This window comes from Acinetobacter sp. C15, assembly GCF_013420645.1.
Lineage (GTDB): Bacteria > Pseudomonadota > Gammaproteobacteria > Pseudomonadales > Moraxellaceae > Acinetobacter > Acinetobacter indicus.
In genome coordinates, this window is sequence record NZ_VOXR01000013.1 from 13,098 (window position 1) to 30,533 (window position 17,436).

The window sequence follows — 17,436 nt, forward strand, 5'->3', positions numbered from 1 at the left end:
ATTTAATCGGAGATACAAAATTTTTGTTCAAATTAATTCTATGACTTTGCTTTATTTTTTACCGCAGGGTAAAAATTTTTCAATATAAAAACAGTATGAAATCAGTAGATTAATTCATCGACTTTGGCTGGAGGGAATGTATAAATAATAATTATTTTATTCATAAAAAAAGAAATGACAGCTTTATGACTGCTTAAAAATACAGCACATGCAGAACATGTGCTGTATGTTTTTGCCAATTTGACTTAGCCGGTGTTGCGTAATCCGGCAGCAATACCGGCAATGGTGACCATTAAGGCATGATCTACCGGACTATGCTCGGCCTGCTGGCTGTTGAGATACTGGCGACGACGTTTCATCAGTTCAGCCTGCAGCAGATGCAGTGGCAGTAAATACGGTTTACGTACTTTCATCGACTGATCCAGCACATCATTGCTGCTGAGGAGCTGTGACTCACCTTTCAGTGTCAGCAAGGTCTGGACTGCATCTTTCAGGCGTTGACGCAGCTCGGCCCCTAGGGCTTTCAGTTCTTCATCTTCGGTCAGATGTGCCTCATAGTAGAGTGCAATATGCCCATCGGCCTTGGACAGAACCATCTCCAGCATATCCACCAGGGTCTGGAAATAGGGCCATTCGCGCAGCATTTCTTCCAGCAGTGCCTGCTGGTCCTGGGCAATGACCTGGTTAATAGCAGCACCAGTACCCAGCCAGGCCGGTAGCATCAGACGGATCTGGGTCCAGGCAAACACCCAGGGAATGGCACGTAGCGATTCAATGCCGCCGCTGACTTTACGCTTGGCCGGACGTGAACCAAGCGGCAGCATTTGCAGCTCCAGTTCCGGGGTCACGGTACGCAGATATTTCACAAAATGCGGATTTTCCCGCACGGTCTGGCGATAGACCTGCACCGACAGGTCAGTCATGCTGTGCATTAACTGGCGCCATTCCTGTTTAGGAACCGGCGGTGGCAGCAAGGTCGCCTCCAGTGTCGCAGCGGTATAGATTTCCAGATTCTGTAAGGCAATTTCTTCCAGACCAAACTTGAAGCGGATCATTTCGCCCTGTTCGGTGACGCGAATCGCGCCGGAAATGGAACCTGGTGGTTGCGAGAACAGGGCCTGCTGGGTCGGTGCCCCGCCACGGCTGATAGAACCGCCACGGCCGTGGAACAGGGTCAGCTGAACCCCGTGCTGCTGTGCCACAGCGGTCAGTTCTTCCTGGGCACGATACTGGGCCCAGTTGGCCGACATAAAGCCAGCATCTTTGGCCGAGTCGGAATAGCCAATCATCACCTCATGTTTGCCCTGAATATGCTGTTTGTACCAGTGCATGCCAAACAGGGTGTGCATGGTGTCGGCTGCGCCGTCCAGATCTTTCAGGGTTTCAAACAGCGGCACCACGCGTAGCGGCGTTTGAATACCGGCTTCTTTTTGCAGCAATAACACCGCCAGCACATCACTTGGATATTCGGCCATGGAAATAATATAGGCACCGAGCGATTCCGATGGCTGTTCGGCCAGAGTCCGCATGGTGGCAAACACTTCCTGCACATCCGGATGTTCAATCAGGCTCTGTTTTGGTTCCTGTAGGTATTTGGGTAATAGCGGACGTTTGCTTTGCAGTTCCTGCAGCAGGAAATTCTGCCGCGCCTGTTCGGTCCAGGTTTCAAAATTGCCCAGCCCGAGATATTCGGTAATTGCTGAAATAGCCTGACGATGCCGGCCAGATTCCTGACGGATATCCAGTTTGAGCAGTTCAATCCCGAAACAGTTGACCCGGCGGATGAAATCCAGCAGCTTGCCATTGGCAATTTCCGGCATGTTGCAGGCCATTAACGAGCGGTGACATAGCAATAACGGGGTCAGCAGTTCCTGTTTACTTTTAATCACCTGGCTGTCATCGGCGTCCAGTCCTTGCAGCTTTTGCGCCAGCCAGTCACGGGTAGCGGTTAAACGCTGGCGGGTTTCGCGTAAATATTCACGATACGGTTCAGGATGCGGCGTACCAATGGCGGCCAGCAGCTCCGGACTACATTGCTGGATCGACAGTTCCCAGCGCAAATCTTCAATATCGCGCAGGTACAAATCGGCGGCTTTCCAGCGCGAGAGCCACAGCACTTCCTGGGTCACCTGATGGGTCACATTCGGGTTACCATCGCGGTCACCGCCCATCCAGGAGGCAAAGCGCAGCGGGGCAATTTCCAGCGGGAGCTGCTGGCCACACTGGGCCTGCACCATACTGTCCAGTTCCCGGATAAATTTAGGCACTGCATTCCACAGCGTCTGTTCAATGGTGGTAAAGCCCCATTTGGCTTCATCAATCGGTGTCGGGCGATGCTGACGGATTTCATCGGTCTGCCAGGCCGAGCTGATCAGCTGTTTCAGCTCTTCCAGTACGGCTTGACGTTCACGCGGCGTCAGTTTCTGCTGGTCAAAAGCCGACAGGCAGGCATTGATGCCATCATATTTCTGAATGAGGGTGCGGCGGCTGACTTCGGTCGGATGCGCGGTTAAGACCAGTTCAATATTCAGTTCACAAATTTGCTGGAACAAGGTCTCGGCAGAAATATCGTGCTGCTGGAACTTCTGAAACAGATGGTCGAGTGGATTCGGGGAGGGCGCGCTGTCATCAAATTCGCTCTGGCGGCGGCTACGCACCACATGATACTGCTCGGCAATATTGGCAAAATTTAAAAAGTGGGTAAAGGCACGGGTCAGCGGCAGAATTTCTTCATCTTCCAGACTGGACAGCAGTTGTTCGAGTTGTTTTTCTGCTTCAATCTGGCCATCACGGGCGCCTTTGGCCAGCGCACGAATCTGTTCGACCTGATTAAACAAATCTTGTCCGGCGTGCTGTTTCAGAGTATCGCCCAGTAAATTTCCCAGCAGACGCACATCTTCGCGTAATGGAGCAGCAATTTGTTGAATCATTTTTTTCCCTCTCCAGAGTTCCTGTTTTGACTATACCCGGAATTCATGATAATCCAAGCCAGCACCAGGCGAAAGTCGGATAATTTTTATCCAGAAGCGCTGCAAAAAAGCCAGTTTTGTTCAAGCTTTAGGCAGCCGGCTACTCGGAGATGGCTTGCAGGAACAGCTGGATACTAGATTGGATTAGCTGCTGCTGTTCCTCGGCGGCCGGAATCGGGCGGATGCTGAGCAGAATTTCATGATGGCGCTGACCGAGCAACAACGACAACATCAACTGGATTAACTGTTCTAGCGGCATCTGCTGGATAAAACCTAAATCAATGGCCTGCTGGAAAAAGTGCTGCCAGACTTGGTTCAGCTTTTGATGCGAGGCCTGATAAAACTGCTGTAACAGCGGACTTTGCTGTGAGGCCAAATCGAGCAGCAGATATTCCAGCTTGATGGCTTCCGGTAAATAGACAATTTCCAGGGACAGCGCACACAGCTGCGCCAGCGCCTGCTGGAAATTGCTGTCGGCACTGAGCTGCGGCGGACGCGCCATAATCAGGGCTTCACAGGTATCTTCAATGGCACAGGTAAACAAGGTGGCCTTGTCCTGAAAATGATTATAGACCGTCAGTTTGGTCACGCCGGCATCGCGGGCAATTTCATTCATGCTCGAACCATGATAGCCCTGCTTTAAAAACAAGGATTTAGCCGATTCCAGAATGCGCTGGCGTTTTTCGAGATCTTTGGGACGTCCGACGTTCATTTGCTGAAAATATCCTAAATAAAATAAAAACAGTCATTGTATTTTGCTGTTTCTTGCAATTAATGTACTCATCGGTATATTAATTAAAAATTGATCATTTTTAATATATTGCTATTTTGCCTGAAAAACATCTGACAAATAAGAGTCAACCGCATGAGCACGATTAACACGGTAGTTCTCAGCCTGATCCTGGTGTGTAGCACCCTGGTCGGTTGCAGCAAGGACAGCGCCAGCACTGAACAGAATATTCCCTATGTGATGGTGGCCCAGCCCACCTCCAGTCATCAGGCACAAAAAAGCTATGCCGGTGAGGTGCAGGCGCGTCAGCAGACCGCGTTGGCCTTTCGGGTGGGCGGTCAGGTGGTGGAACGCTATGTCGATGTTGGCGATCAGGTCAAGGTCGGGCAGGTGCTGGCACGTTTAGATGTTAAAGATGCCCAGTTACAGCTGAATGCAGCGCGCGCCCAGCTCGACAGTGCCCAGTCGGCCGCCAAAATTGCTCAAGATGAATTACAACGTTTTCAGCAGCTGTTGCCAGTGAATGCGGTTAGTCGCTCGCAATACGATGCCATCGACAATCAGTACAAATCTGCGGTGGCAGCACTGAAACAGGCGCAGTCCAATTATGCGGTGGCGCAGAACCAGACCGTATATAACCAGCTGGTGGCCAATAAAAACGGGGTGATTACCGCACGCAATATTGAAGTGGGGCAGGTGGTGGCAGCCGGTCAGGCGGCGTATCAGCTGGCAATTTCCGGTGAACGTGAAGTGGTGATTGGCGTGCCGGAGCAGGCCATGAGCCAGATTAAAGTCGGTCAGCCGGCCACAGTCACCTTATGGTCACAGCCGGATCAGCGCTTTGAAGCCTATGTGCGGGAGATTTCACCGGCGGCCGATCAGTCACGTACTTTTAGTGTCAAGGTGGCGCTACGTGCTGCCAATCCGGCCATCCAGCTGGGACAAAGTGCGCGGGTGTTTTTAAATGGCAATGCACAGCAGCAGTTGACCGTGCCACTGTCCAGCATCTCGGCCAATGGCCAGCAGGCCTATGTCCTGGTGGTAGGCGCCAATCATCAGCTACGTAAAGTAGATGTGCAGCTGGGCGCCTATGGCCGTGACAGCGTACCGGTGCTGAGTGGTCTAAAGCCAACGGACTATGTGGTGGTGGGTGGGGTGCATCTGCTACGCGACCAGCAAAAAATTCATCCGATTGACCGGGAAAACCGTGCCGTCAAGATTCAGGCAGGGGGTTAAGCATGAGCGCACCGCTAAACTTTAACTTGTCGGAATGGGCCTTAAAAAACAAGGGCCTGATTCTGTATTTCATGCTGCTGCTCGGCATTATCGGCATGTATTCCTATTCCAAATTGTCGCAGAGTGAAGACCCGCCGTTTACCTTTAAGGTAATGGTGGTGCAGACCTATTGGCCGGGTGCCACCGCCAAGGAAGTCTCCTTGCAGGTCACCGACCGGATTGAAAAAGAGCTGATGACCACCGGGCAGTACGAGCGGATTCTGGCCTATTCGCGTCCGGGGGAATCAATGGTGACCTTTATTGCCAAAGATTCGCTGCGTTCCGGGCAAATTCCGGATATCTGGTATACGGTACGCAAGAAAATCAATGATATCCGGCATGAATTGCCCCAAGGCGTGCAGGGGCCGTTTTTTAACGATGAATTTGGCGATACCTTCGGCAATATTTATGTGCTGACCGGCGAAGATTTTGACTATGCCACCTTAAAAGAATATGCCGACCGCCTGCAGCTGCAATTGCAGCGGGTCAAGGATGTCAGCAAGGTCGAACTGATTGGCCTGCAAGACCAGAAAATCTGGATTGAACTGTCTAATACCAAAGCGGCCCAGCTCGGTATCCCGGTTACCGCCATCCAGCAGGCGTTGCAGCAGCAGAACAGCATGGCCAGTGCCGGCTTTTTTGAAACCGAAACCGACCGGATTCAGGTCCGGGTTAGCGGCCAGCTGAACAGTGTTGAAGCCTTGCAGCAGATGCCGCTACTGGTCAATGGCACCACCATTCAGCTGGGTGATGTCGCGGAGATTTACCGTGGTTTTAGCGATCCGGCCCAGCCACGGATGCGTTTTATGGGCGAAAACGGGATTGGCATTGCCGTGTCCATGCGTAAAGGCGGTGACATTCTGGCGCTGGGGGAGAATCTGGCCACTGAATTCCAGCGGCTACAGCAGACCTTACCGCTGGGTATGCAGCTGCAAAAAGTTTCGGATCAGCCGGTGGCGGTCAAGCACAGTGTCAATGAATTTATGAAGGTACTGGCCGAGGCGGTGATTATTGTGCTGCTGGTCAGCTTTTTCTCGCTCGGGTTTCGTACCGGTCTGGTGGTGGCTTTTTCGATTCCGCTGGTGCTGGCAATGACCTTTGCCGGCATGAACCTGTTTGATGTCGGCTTGCACAAGATTTCCCTCGGTGCCCTGATTCTGGCGCTGGGCCTGCTGGTGGATGATGCCATTATTGCGGTAGAGATGATGGCCATTAAAATGGAGCAGGGCTATAGCCGGCTTCAGGCGGCCGGCTTTACCTGGAAAACCACCGCTTTTCCAATGCTGACCGGCACCCTGATTACCGCGGCCGGCTTTTTACCGATTGCCACGGCCGCGTCCAGTACCGGCGAATATACCCGTTCCATCTTCCAGGTGGTGACCATTGCCTTGGTGGTGTCCTGGTTTGCCGCGGTGCTGTTTGTGCCGTATCTGGGTGATAAACTGCTGCCCGATTTTAATCAGCAGCCACAACAGGCCAGCTGGTATCAGCGCCTTTGGGCACGCTTACGCAAGCAGCCCGCTCCAGCGCCTGTGGTGCATCATGTCGGTGAGCAGCATGATCCATATCAGACCCGTTTTTATCAGGGCTTTCGCCGCTGGGTCGATACTTGTGTGACCTATCGCAAAACCGTGATTGCCGCTACGGTAGGCATTTTTGTGCTGTCGATTTTGATGTTCAAGCTGGTGCCGCAGCAGTTTTTCCCGCCATCGAACCGGGCCGAAATTCTGGTCGATCTGAAACTCGAAGAAGGCGCTTCGTTAACAGCCACCGAAGCCGCAGTACAAAAGGTCGAGCAGTTCCTGGCCAAGCAGGAGGGGATTGATAACTATGTGGCCTATGTGGGCACCGGCTCGCCGCGTTTTTATTTACCGCTGGATCAGCAGTTACCGCAAACCAGTTTTGCCCAGTTTGTGGTGCTGGCCTCATCGCTAGAAGACCGGGATGAAATTCGCCGTTCGCTGGATGAGCAGATTCGTAAATTATTACCGGAAGCGCGTACCCGCGTATCGCTGCTGGAAAATGGTCCGCCGGTTGGCTATCCACTCCAGTTCAGGGTTTCCGGTGAAGATCTGGCTCAGGTGCGGCAATGGGCACAGCAGATCGCAGCTCAGGTGGATGACAATCCGAACACCACCAATGTGCATCTGGATTGGGGTGAGCCAAGCAAGGTGATTCATTTGCAGATTGATCAGGACCGGGCACGACAAATGGGCGTCAGCAGTGTTGATCTGGCTAATTTCCTCAACAGTTCCATTCTCGGCAGCACAATTGACCAGTACCGAGAAAAACGTGAGCTGATTGAAATCCGCCTGCGCGGTGATGCAGCCGAGCGGGTCGATGTCGGTTCACTCAGCAGCCTGGCAGTGCCAACCGCACAGGGCAGCAGTGTACCGCTGGCCCAGATTGCCCAGATTGAATACCGTTTTGAAGAAGGCCTGATCTGGCACCGTAACCGTTTACCGACCATTACCGTACGGGCTGACATCAGCAGTGGTTTACAACCGGCCACGGTGGTGGGGGAGTTAAGCGAACCCTTACAGCAGATTCGCAGCCAGTTGCCAAATGGCTATCTGTTAGAAGTCGGCGGGACGGTAGAAGAATCGGCGCGTGGACAAAGCTCGGTCAATGCCGGTATGCCGCTGTTTTTGGCGGTGGTGTTTACCCTGTTAATGCTGCAGCTAAAAAGCATGTCACGGGCCTGTATCGTGTTTTTAACCGCGCCGCTTGGCATTATTGGGGTGGTGCTGTTTCTGCTACTGTTCAATAAACCTTTTGGTTTTGTGGCCATGCTCGGCACCATCGCACTGTCCGGGATGATCATGCGTAACTCGCTGATTCTGATTGACCAGATCGAGCAGGATATTCAGGCCGGTGAAGCGCCATGGGATGCAATTATCAATGCCACGGTGCGCCGCTGCCGTCCAATTGTGCTGACGGCACTGGCCGCCGTGCTGGCCATGATTCCGCTGTCGCGCAGTATTTTCTTTGGCCCGATGGCGGTGGCGATCATGGGCGGATTGATTATTGCGACCCTGCTCACTTTATTCTTTTTGCCGGCCCTGTATGCGCAGTGGTTTAAAGTGAAAAAAAATCAGAATATGGCCTGATTTTGTGTCAATATAAGGTGCGAAAGCTTGAAAATTTCAATATAGTAGCACCTTCATTTTTACAATTTTCAATAGGTAAATTTACTGCATATTATAAAACCAAACATGCAGTAAATGGGGTTGAAGCACACATGCAGCAAGATAGCTTAGCCAAGTTACGTCGTTCGATTGCTCTTTCTTACGTCTTCATGTTTTTCACCCTGTTTACCTTAATTAGCGCCATTTTTGCCTACTGGCTGGCCCGTAAAGTGGTGATGGTCGATCAGACCGAAGTCTGGTTACAGGCCCAGGCACTCTGGGTCATGCGCAATGTCATGATTTATTCCATTTTGGCGGTATTTGCTGCCCTGTGGTTTATTCCTCTATTTTTCTATGCCTGGAATGACGCCACCTGGGTCACTGCGACCACCATTGCCGGTGTGGTGTTTAGCGCCATTGCCTTCTTATATTTACTCAATGCCTGGATCAAAGGCTTAAGTAAATTCATGAAAAACAAGGCGGTATTTTAAGCAGCCTAAATTTTTTTCGCTGCCTGCCCTTGTAAATCTAGGATAAACCCCAATTTCAGACCTCAGTTGAGTCTTAAATAAAATTCCGTGAGGAGCATCGCCAGACATGGCTAAACGTGATTATTATGAGGTTTTGGGTGTTGCTAAAACCGCTAGTGATGATGAAATTAAAAAAGCCTACCGTAAGTTGGCGATGAAATATCATCCGGACCGTAACCCAGATAACCCGGAAGCTGAAGAAAAATTTAAAGAAGCTTCAGAAGCTTATGAAGTACTGTCGGACAGCGAAAAACGCAGCATGTACGACCGTATGGGCCATCAGGCCTTTGAAGGTGGCATGGGCGGTGGTGGCTTCGGCGGCGGCTTTAGTGCTGAAGATATCTTTAGCCAGTTCGGCGATATTTTTGGGGGTGCCTTTGGGGGCGGTGGCCGTCAGCAACGTGCGCGCCGTGGTTCGGACCTGCGCTATGTGATGGAACTGACCTTGGAAGAAGCGGTTAAAGGGGTGAAAAAAAACATCAGCTTTACCGCACCTGCACCGTGTGATGCCTGTGATGGTAAAGGCTCGCAGAATCCGAATGATGTCGAAACCTGTAAAACCTGTCATGGTGCCGGTCAGGTACGTATGCAGCAAGGTTTCTTCTCGGTGCAGCAGACCTGTAGCACCTGTCGTGGCCAGGGCAAAATCATCAAGAACCCATGTAATAAATGTCATGGTTCAGGGGTATCTGACCGTCAGCAAACCTTGGAAGTTACCATTCCAGCCGGTGTCGACAATGGCGACCGGGTACGTTTAACCGGTAAAGGTGAAGCGATTCGTGATGGCCAGGCCGGCGACCTGTACGTAGAAGTGGTGGTGCGCGAGCATGAAATCTTCCAGCGTGATGGTGCCGATCTGTATATGGATGTGCCGGTTTCGATTGCCGATGCTGCACTGGGTAAAGAAATTGAAATTCCGACGCTGGATGGCCGGGTGAGTCTGAAAATTCCGGAAGGTACCCAAACCGGTAAACTGTTCCGCCTGCGCGGTAAAGGCGTGAAACCGGTACGTACCAGTATGGTCGGTGATCTGCTGTGTCGTATTGTGGTGGAAACGCCAGTGAACCTGACTTCGCGTCAGCGTGAATTACTGAAAGAATTGCAAGCGACACTGGATGGCGATAACAACAATTCGTCACCAAAGAAAAAATCATTCTTTGACCGTCTGTTTGACTAATTCAGTTTAACTAAGCCAGTTGAAACAGCGTGCTCAAACACAAAGGGAGATGAACATCATCTCCCTTTTTTATGGCGAATAAAAATTAAACCCCTTCCACCGGGTCAATTTCTGCCACCAGCGCATCGTCCTGAGATACAGCCATTTCGGTGGTCTGCTCGCTTTGCTGTTCTTCAATTGCATCAATTAACGCCACTTGTGCTGCTTCTTCTGCCGATACTGTTGGCTGTAAAGTGGTGGTAATGCGGACCTGAGACAGGCTTTCTAAGGTATCACCCGGTTGTAATGGTGGTTCTGCCCAAGCCGAGCTCATCAGTAGCCCCATACACACTGCCATCCCCAGTTGTTTCGAATGCATGCTTGATCTCCTTATAATCTCTATTCTATTCATTCGTGACGGCTAGTCTGCTGCAGCAATTTTGCACTTTTGTGAAAAAACGCCAGAAATCAGAACTTTCTTTTCAATTTCTATTTTTAAATTACTGGGTGTTCGGGTTACGGTTGAGTCATCTTAGTTTTTTTTGGCTTTTTTAGACTGCCGGCTTAGTCTGGGCAGGGAGTTTTGATATAGTAAGGACAATTTCGAATCAACATCAGGAATATGTTATGTCAGCAACTCCACGCATTGGTGTACTAGGTGCCGGTGGCCGTATGGGACGCATCCTTATTCAAGCCGTTGAGCAGGCCGGTTATCAACTTGCAGCTGCGGTGGAACGTCCGGAAAGTAGCTTAATCGGTGCAGATGCAGGCGAGCTTGCGGGCATTGGCAGCCTGGGTGTGAAGGTGGTTGGCAGTCTGGAAGAGGTGGTGAAGCAGTGTGACGTGGTCATCGACTTTACTGCACCGGCAGCCACGGTGAACCATCTGAAAATCTGTCGTGAAGCAGGCGTGGCGATTGTGATTGGCACCACCGGCATGAATGATGAACAAAAAGCCTATCTGGATGAATCGGCAACACAAACTCCGGTGGTGTATGCGGCGAATTATTCTGTCGGCGTCAATGTTTCAATTAAGCTTTTAGAACTTGCTTCTAAAGTGTTTGGCGATACGGTAGATATTGAAGTGATTGAAGCACACCATCGTCATAAAGTTGATGCACCATCTGGTACTGCACTCATGATGGGTGAAGCGATTGCAGAAACCCTGGGCCGTGACCTGAAAAAAGATGCGGTCTATCATCGTGAAGGACATACTGGTCCGCGTGAGCGTCAAAGCATTGGCTTCCAGACCATTCGTGGCGGCGATATTGTCGGTGAACACACCGCCATGTTTATTGGTGAAGGCGAGCGCGTCGAAATTACCCACAAAGCCACCAACCGAATGAACTTTGCTGCTGGTGCCGTGCGTGCTGCTGCCTGGGTGGTCGGTCGTGATGCGCGTAAATATGACATGAAAGATGTCTTGGGTTTTAACGATATTCAAGTTTAAAACCGCTGTAAAATCCGTTATAACAACACTAAAACTAAAATAAGATGAACAATGGAATGAAAAAATGGATTGTATTGGCCGGTGCGCTCGCCATGGCGGCGAGTGTACCCGCCCAGAATTTGCAGAATGCCAAACTCAATATTCATAAAAATAATATTAAGGTCTGGACCTATCAGCATCCGCAAAACCCGGTGTTCCTGTACAAGGCAGAAACCACTTTTCCGGTCTCGATTGAAAAAGCTGCCGGCCTGATTCTGGATGTGGAACATGCTATCAGTTGGGTGCCGTATATGGGCAGCGTTAAGGTACTGTCGCGTGATGACCAGAAAGGCGAGTTCCTGCTGTATATGGTGCTGGACTTTCCTTTTCCGTTAAAAGACCGCGATCTGGTGGTCAAAGGCAGAATGTTTAAAGATGCCCAAGGCGTGATTCATATTCAGAACAAGGCGGTCAGTCAGGGCTATCCCTTAAACCCGAGCTATGTGCGTTTAACTCATTATGAAGGCGACTGGACCTTTCAAAAACTGGGGGCCAACCGGGTTAAGGTGTCTACCTATGGCTATGCCGATCCAGCCGGTTCGATTCCAACCAGTTTTGTGAATATGTTTGTGCAGCAGCAGCCTTATCAGATGCTGCAAAAAATGAAACTTGAGCTGAGTTTGCCGGGCCGCGAGCGACCCTTACCGGCGATTTTAAGATAAACAAACCCGTCTGGTGCTAGACGGGTCAGGTATCGGCAGACTCAGAAAGCGTATTGAAATAGTGCTGATCTGAGTCTTTAAAACGACATTTAACTGCCTTAGTAGCTAAACAGTCCTTTTTCCAGCGGGAATTCAATCCCGATTGAGGCACCACCATCTTGACCATGCAGGTCTGAATCCCCCAGCCAGCCATTCAGTTTAAGTGGAATATCCGGACGTAGGTAATGTGTCCAGGTGATATCTAAAGCTTTTAGCTCATCTTGCTCAGGGAAAGCCGCATTGGTGGTCCGACCCGACCCATTCAGTTTGGCAAACAGCACCCGGCCATGCAGACGGTTTAAAGGATCAAAACGGATATCGCCGCCTACTGAGATCATCTGGCCATCGCCACCCATTGCATGGGCCAATGGATAACCATGCTGATAGAAGCCATCCGTATAATTGGTGTGATTATAGGAGATTCCTTGTGCCTTGCCATTGGTACGGGTGTCGGCCCATTCGCTATACAGCTGGTAGGGCATATTCTGGTAGCTAGATGAATAATCCACCCCGGCCAGATACATTTTTTTCGCGGGCAGGCCGCCGGCTTCATCTTCACCGACATACTGGGCATAGATACCCAGCGGCATTTGCACTAAAGGTTGTAAGCTTAAACGGGCATCAAAACCGGCAATCTGGTTCGATGGATCGGGTTCACCCGTGCCACCATTGTCTTTGTTGCCAACAAACGCATCCCAGAGTGAGCTCAAGCTTTCCGGACGTCCTTCACCCCCCCACTGAATGGCGCGTGAAGCCCCCAGTTCCAGGTAGGGGAGCGGCTGAGCAGTAACACGCAGCCCAATCAGTTTGGCATCCGGGACTGCATCATAATTGTCCAGCTGACCGGCAAAGGCCTGATATTGCCATGGCCCAATCCAGGACAGCCATTTGCTGCTAAAAGCAGTCTGTTCTGCCCGCTGCGCAGTAATACCATAGACTGGGCGGCTGGCATCGCCACGAATCAGACTCCCCTCATGACCTGGTCCCCAATAGGTCGGAATCTGGCCGGCAATCAGCCATTGATTCCAGAGTTTCCCGGCAATATAAGAGCCTTCAACATTCACATCCTGATCATGATCAATCTGTGGGTCTTTTTCAGCATTGACCCGTAATCGGGCATCCCATTGGTTACCGCCAGCATTCAGTTCCAGACCGGCCTGATATTGTGATTTTGCCTGATCGCCAAAGGCTTGAGGCAGATACTTGTGATCAGTTTCTGCAAACAGCGCAGCTTTCAGAAGCTGATTATCGGCATTTAAATGAGTGAGGACTGCATCCACTACTTTTTGCTGGACAGGGGTGCTGATTTTCGCCTGAGACAGGGCACGCTGAATTTCATCGCCACTCATGGGCCAGGTGGAGGTGCTAATCTGAATCACCCCTTGCTGGTTCAGCCAATTCAGGTCGGTACGCAGGTTCTGGTCATTCAGCACAATCCCTTGGGCAAAGGTCAGGGATGAGCTGAGGGCAAGGGTCGCAAGCAATATTTTTGATAGACGCATTTTTGATTCTCAGGAGTTTTTTGCTCTCCACACCATAGGCGGACGAGTTTATTTTTTCAATGCAAACTGTTGAGTAGAGTTGTAATCCGGGAAGATTAAAAATCCCGCCGTAGCGAGATTTTTAAAGCAATCGGTCACTGCAAAATTAGTCATTATCCTTATTGGCTTTATAGGCATAGGAATAGTTATAGCCATAACCATAGCCTGCACTAGAGCGCTGAATATCATTCAGGATAATACCATTGACTTTGACGCCCGCCTGTTCAAAACGGTTGATGGTCAATTCAAGCTCTTTCATTTGTGTCTTGGCATAGCGTGCAATCACCAGATTTACCCCGGCATGCTGGGAAATAATAATCCCGTCTGTGACCGCCAGAATTGGTGGAGTATCAATCAGAATATGATCATACTGTTCTGACAGTTGACTCAGCATCGTCGCAAATTGTGTGGTGCTGAGCAGTTCAGACGGGTTGGCCGGACTCTTGCCACGGGCAATTACATCTAGACCGGATACTTCCGTAGCTTTAATGACCTGGCTTAACTCGGTTTGACCATTTAAGTAGTCTGCCAGACCAAGTTGGGCTTGCTGATTAAAGTATTTATGCAAATAACCGCGGCGCAAGTCCGCATCAATAATCAGTACCCGTTTCTGGCTTTGCGCCAGAATGGTGGCCAGGTTGGTTGAAATAAAGGATTTACCGACTTCCGGTGCAGGACCAGAAACCATAATAATATTGTTCTTGGCGCTGCTTAAGGCAAAATGAATGGCAGTACGCATACTGCGTAGGCTTTCAATGGCAATATCATCACTATGCTTGACCGCCAGAATTGGAATATTCTTTTTCTTCTTCAGCAGTTTAATCCGGCTTTCCTGTACAGGCGAACGCGGCACAGTGGCATACACCGGCAAGTCCAGCTCATTTTCAATTTGGGTAGAATCTTTAACACCACTACGCAGCATATTACGTAATAAGGCCAGCAGTGTGCCAAGGAAACCACCCAGGAAAATTGATAAAATGAGAATCTGTAATTTCTTTGGCTTAATTGGTTCAATCGGTTCCACTGCGGTATCGACAATACGCACATTGCCAATTTCACCGGCTTTGGCAATACGTAACTGCTGATAAGAATTAAGCAGGCCGGTATACAGCTGCTGTTTCACTTCCACTTCGCGGAACAGTTGCAGGTACTGACGTTGTAATTCTGGTAAGCGTCTTAAAGTTCCATCTAGCTCATTAATCTTTTTATTAATGGCCGATAATTGCGCATTCATTTGCTGCATAATTGGGTGTTCAGCCGTATATTTAGCTGAGGCTTCAGCCACTTTTTGTTCCAGTTCGGCTTTTTGGGTTTCCAGGGTCACGCTTTGGGTCAGATACAGCTCTGATTCCTTGGTGACATCGACCGTATTGTACTGCTGGCGGAAACGGTTAAATTCACGTTCAGCGACATCGAGTTGCTGTTTGAGTTCAGGCAGCTGATCTTCCAGGAACTTTAAGGTTTGTGCGGTTTCAGCCGAGCGACGTTCAATATTCTGTTGACTATAGGCCGCTAAAATGCCATTGAGCACCTGGGTAATATGTTGTTTGTCAGTACCCTGGTAGTTGAGGCCCAGCACACCGGTCAGTTTACCTTTTTCGGCCACCGAATAGTCCGCGAGCAAGCTACGAACGGCTGCAGGCAGGCTTTGCTTTTGGATCAGATAAGTACTATCAAAGCTGTCCTGACTATAAATACCAACTTTCCATAGGCCATATTCAGACTGTAACTGGCTGGTCTGGTTCAGTGGGGCAGAAAAGACCACCTGTTCTGTGGCTGAATCAGTTAAACGGTATTGACCTTCTGCAAAACTAAGCAGCAGACTTTTATCGCGGTAGTAATCTGGAATATCAAAACTGCGTACATCAAAGCTTTTCTGGTTGTCTTTAAACAGCACGGATTTGCCCGAATATTCACTGTCATACTCGTGCTTATTCAGTAAGCGGCTCCAGAAACTGTCTTCTGTACCATGAATGCGAATATTTAAATTCAGGCGGTCAATTACAGTGCCTAGGACTAAGCGTGATTGTAAGATTTCTATTTCTGCTTGAGCTGGCGATTTTTGCTCAATCATATTGGATAAATCGCCCAATAAGGCGGCAGATGCCCCTTTATTTTCTTCGACCTGAACCAGTGCATCAACCTGATAGGTGTCCGGGGTGGTTCTTAAATAAAGTAAGGCACAGACCAAACTTAAAATGACACAGAGAGCAATCAGTTTCCACTGGGCAATTAAGGAGAAAAACAATTCCTTCAGGTCAATGGTATCTTCTGTATTGGTATTTTGGCTCATAGTCTTTTGTTCGAAAGTTAAATATATTTTTTCCAGTCTGCAATGCAGGCCTGAATCAGCTGGCAGGTGTCATCAAATACTGCCTGATCATGCTGGTAAGGATCGGCCACATTTTTACTTTGCCAGTGCCCGAGCCTAAAGGTTTTACCTTTGGCAAAGGGCCAGGTCTGTTCCACATGTTTTTGCTGATTCTGACTCATCACTAAAATCAGGTCGGCTTTCTTGACCAGCTCGGCATTCAGCTTGCGGGCCACATGCGGGCTCATATCAATCCCTAAACGCTGCATGCATAGGCTGGCTTTGTCATCGGCTGCATGACCAACTAGTCCGGAAATACCGGCAGACTCAATTTGCAAATGCGGAAATTCCTGTTTTAAAAAGTATTCCGCCATCGGGCTACGGCAAATATTGCCAATACAGACCACCAGAATATTGTTAATTTTCATTAGTTCCCCAAACGGTCTAAATTATATAAAGCATTTGAGAATGGAATAATCTGGTTCACCACACGTTGCCAGCGCGCAAGGCCAGATGCATCGACATAGACAATATCATTACTACGCATTTTAAACTGATTGGCCAAACCAAAGTCGGCAATACTGGTTAAGTCCAGATGATAGACTTCGGTTTGCGCACCACTTGGTTGACTACGTACCACATAAACTTTGCTGCGGCTGGCCGACAATGGATTTAATCCCAGACTTTCACCGAGCACATCGCTCAGGCTCATGCCCTGATCACGCATGGGTAAGGACTGGTTTTTACCCGACTCACCCATGACATAGATTTTCTGGTTTTCGCGGCTGTTTACATAGAGGGTGTCATTGGGTTGAATCAGCAGGTTATGTAAAGAGAAACCGGCTTGTTCCAGCTCAATACTGTTTAAATGATAGGTTTGCCCCTGACGTACCAAGGTAATCGAGGCATTATTGCCTTGCTGGGCATTGACACCACCCGCCAGACCTAAAGCGGTATAGACACTGGTCGGCTGGTCACTTAAATAGAACTGGCCGCCTTTCATTACATTGCCCTGTACCGAGTAACGCTGGCCCTGATAAGACAGAACCCGAGCTACTACATCAGGCGTTTTTAAATAACGGGATAACTGACTGCGCAGCTCACGATTCACCTGACTTAAAGATTTGCCGGCAGCTTTATAACGGCCAATAATCGGGAACTGGATATAGCCACTTTGGTCAATTTGATAACCATTTGATTCCACCGCTTTTTCACTACTGATTGTATTGGTGGGAGGGGTAATTTCTGGGTAGGCCCATAAATAGATCGACAGGATATCGCCTGGACTAAGGTTATAGTTGCGATGTGACTGGGTAAACAGGTGGGCATAATCTTGCTGAATATTTTGGACTGCCGGTTGCAAACCGAGTACAGTATCTTGAGTAAGTCGGACCACATTCACTGAAGTCCCCAAGTCTGTTTGATAGACACCCTCAGAAGGTAAGTCGTAGGTCTGTAAGCCGGAGGTGACCGCACACCCGCTTGCTGTCACCAGAAAAGACAGTAGAATTATAGATTTAAATTGTCTCACACGTATTCCCGTTCTCGATTTTTCTAAAATCATAAAAAATAAAAAATAGTTTACCGTAGTTATTTTAAGGGTATAT

At 49.5% G+C, this 17,436-nt stretch carries 13 protein-coding genes; 6 read left to right on the forward strand and 7 right to left on the reverse strand.

Features of this window, described 5'->3' with window-relative positions; genetic code table 11:
• Positions 1–245 precede the first annotated feature (245 nt).
• Positions 246–2,930: a phosphoenolpyruvate carboxylase gene (ppc, locus tag FTT63_RS07055; RefSeq protein ID WP_104490027.1), complete on the reverse strand. Its 2,685-nt coding sequence runs from the start codon at positions 2,928–2,930 to the stop codon at positions 246–248.
• A gap of 139 nt (positions 2,931–3,069) precedes the next feature.
• The gene (locus FTT63_RS07060) at positions 3,070–3,681 is read right to left on the reverse strand and encodes a TetR/AcrR family transcriptional regulator (RefSeq protein ID WP_180192108.1); all 612 of its coding nucleotides are present in this window, start codon (positions 3,679–3,681) and stop codon (positions 3,070–3,072) included.
• 153 nt (positions 3,682–3,834) lie between these two features.
• Here FTT63_RS07060 and FTT63_RS07065 point away from each other — a divergent pair, with 153 nt between their 5' ends.
• The 4 genes from FTT63_RS07065 to dnaJ all read left to right on the forward strand — a co-directional run bounded on the left by FTT63_RS07065 (position 3,835) and on the right by dnaJ (position 9,809).
• On the forward strand, positions 3,835–4,935 hold the full coding sequence (locus FTT63_RS07065) for an efflux RND transporter periplasmic adaptor subunit (RefSeq protein ID WP_180192109.1): 1,101 nt from the start codon (positions 3,835–3,837) through the stop codon (positions 4,933–4,935).
• Between the two features lie 2 nt (positions 4,936–4,937).
• The gene (locus tag FTT63_RS07070) at positions 4,938–8,084 is read left to right on the forward strand and encodes an efflux RND transporter permease subunit (RefSeq protein WP_180192110.1); all 3,147 of its coding nucleotides are present in this window, start codon (positions 4,938–4,940) and stop codon (positions 8,082–8,084) included.
• A gap of 131 nt (positions 8,085–8,215) precedes the next feature.
• Positions 8,216–8,593: a hypothetical protein gene (locus FTT63_RS07075; protein WP_180192111.1), complete on the forward strand. Its 378-nt coding sequence runs from the start codon at positions 8,216–8,218 to the stop codon at positions 8,591–8,593.
• Positions 8,594–8,699: 106 nt separating this feature from the next.
• A complete protein-coding gene (gene dnaJ / locus FTT63_RS07080; protein WP_075167668.1) occupies positions 8,700–9,809 on the forward strand; it encodes a molecular chaperone DnaJ in 1,110 nt (369 codons plus the stop codon).
• Between the two features lie 85 nt (positions 9,810–9,894).
• On the opposite strand, the gene FTT63_RS07085 is transcribed toward dnaJ, so the two are convergent.
• Positions 9,895–10,167 (reverse strand): hypothetical protein, encoded by a 273-nt coding sequence (locus FTT63_RS07085; RefSeq protein ID WP_180192112.1) that lies wholly within the window; start codon positions 10,165–10,167, stop codon positions 9,895–9,897.
• A 248-nt stretch (positions 10,168–10,415) separates the two neighbouring features.
• Between FTT63_RS07085 and dapB the strand changes: the two genes are divergently transcribed.
• Both dapB and FTT63_RS07095 read left to right on the forward strand, forming a co-directional pair.
• Complete coding sequence (gene dapB / locus FTT63_RS07090; RefSeq protein ID WP_016658892.1) at positions 10,416–11,237, forward strand: 4-hydroxy-tetrahydrodipicolinate reductase; 822 nt, start codon at positions 10,416–10,418, stop codon at positions 11,235–11,237.
• 56 nt (positions 11,238–11,293) lie between these two features.
• Entirely contained in the window at positions 11,294–11,938 is a 645-nt protein-coding gene (locus FTT63_RS07095) for an START domain-containing protein (RefSeq protein ID WP_016658891.1), read from the forward strand.
• 98 nt (positions 11,939–12,036) lie between these two features.
• On the opposite strand, the gene FTT63_RS07100 is transcribed toward FTT63_RS07095, so the two are convergent.
• The 4 genes from FTT63_RS07100 to FTT63_RS07115 all read right to left on the reverse strand — a co-directional run bounded on the left by FTT63_RS07100 (position 12,037) and on the right by FTT63_RS07115 (position 17,360).
• On the reverse strand, positions 12,037–13,479 hold the full coding sequence (locus FTT63_RS07100; RefSeq protein WP_180192113.1) for a capsule assembly Wzi family protein: 1,443 nt from the start codon (positions 13,477–13,479) through the stop codon (positions 12,037–12,039).
• A 145-nt stretch (positions 13,480–13,624) separates the two neighbouring features.
• Positions 13,625–15,811: a polysaccharide biosynthesis tyrosine autokinase gene (locus tag FTT63_RS07105; protein WP_180192114.1), complete on the reverse strand. Its 2,187-nt coding sequence runs from the start codon at positions 15,809–15,811 to the stop codon at positions 13,625–13,627.
• Positions 15,812–15,828: 17 nt separating this feature from the next.
• On the reverse strand, positions 15,829–16,257 hold the full coding sequence (locus tag FTT63_RS07110; RefSeq protein WP_005181218.1) for a low molecular weight protein-tyrosine-phosphatase: 429 nt from the start codon (positions 16,255–16,257) through the stop codon (positions 15,829–15,831).
• Positions 16,257–17,360, reverse strand: coding sequence for a polysaccharide biosynthesis/export family protein (locus FTT63_RS07115; RefSeq protein ID WP_180192115.1), 1,104 nt, complete (start codon positions 17,358–17,360; stop codon positions 16,257–16,259). The genes FTT63_RS07110 and FTT63_RS07115 overlap by 1 nt, the downstream gene beginning before the upstream one ends.
• Between the last annotated feature and the right edge of the window lie 76 nt (positions 17,361–17,436).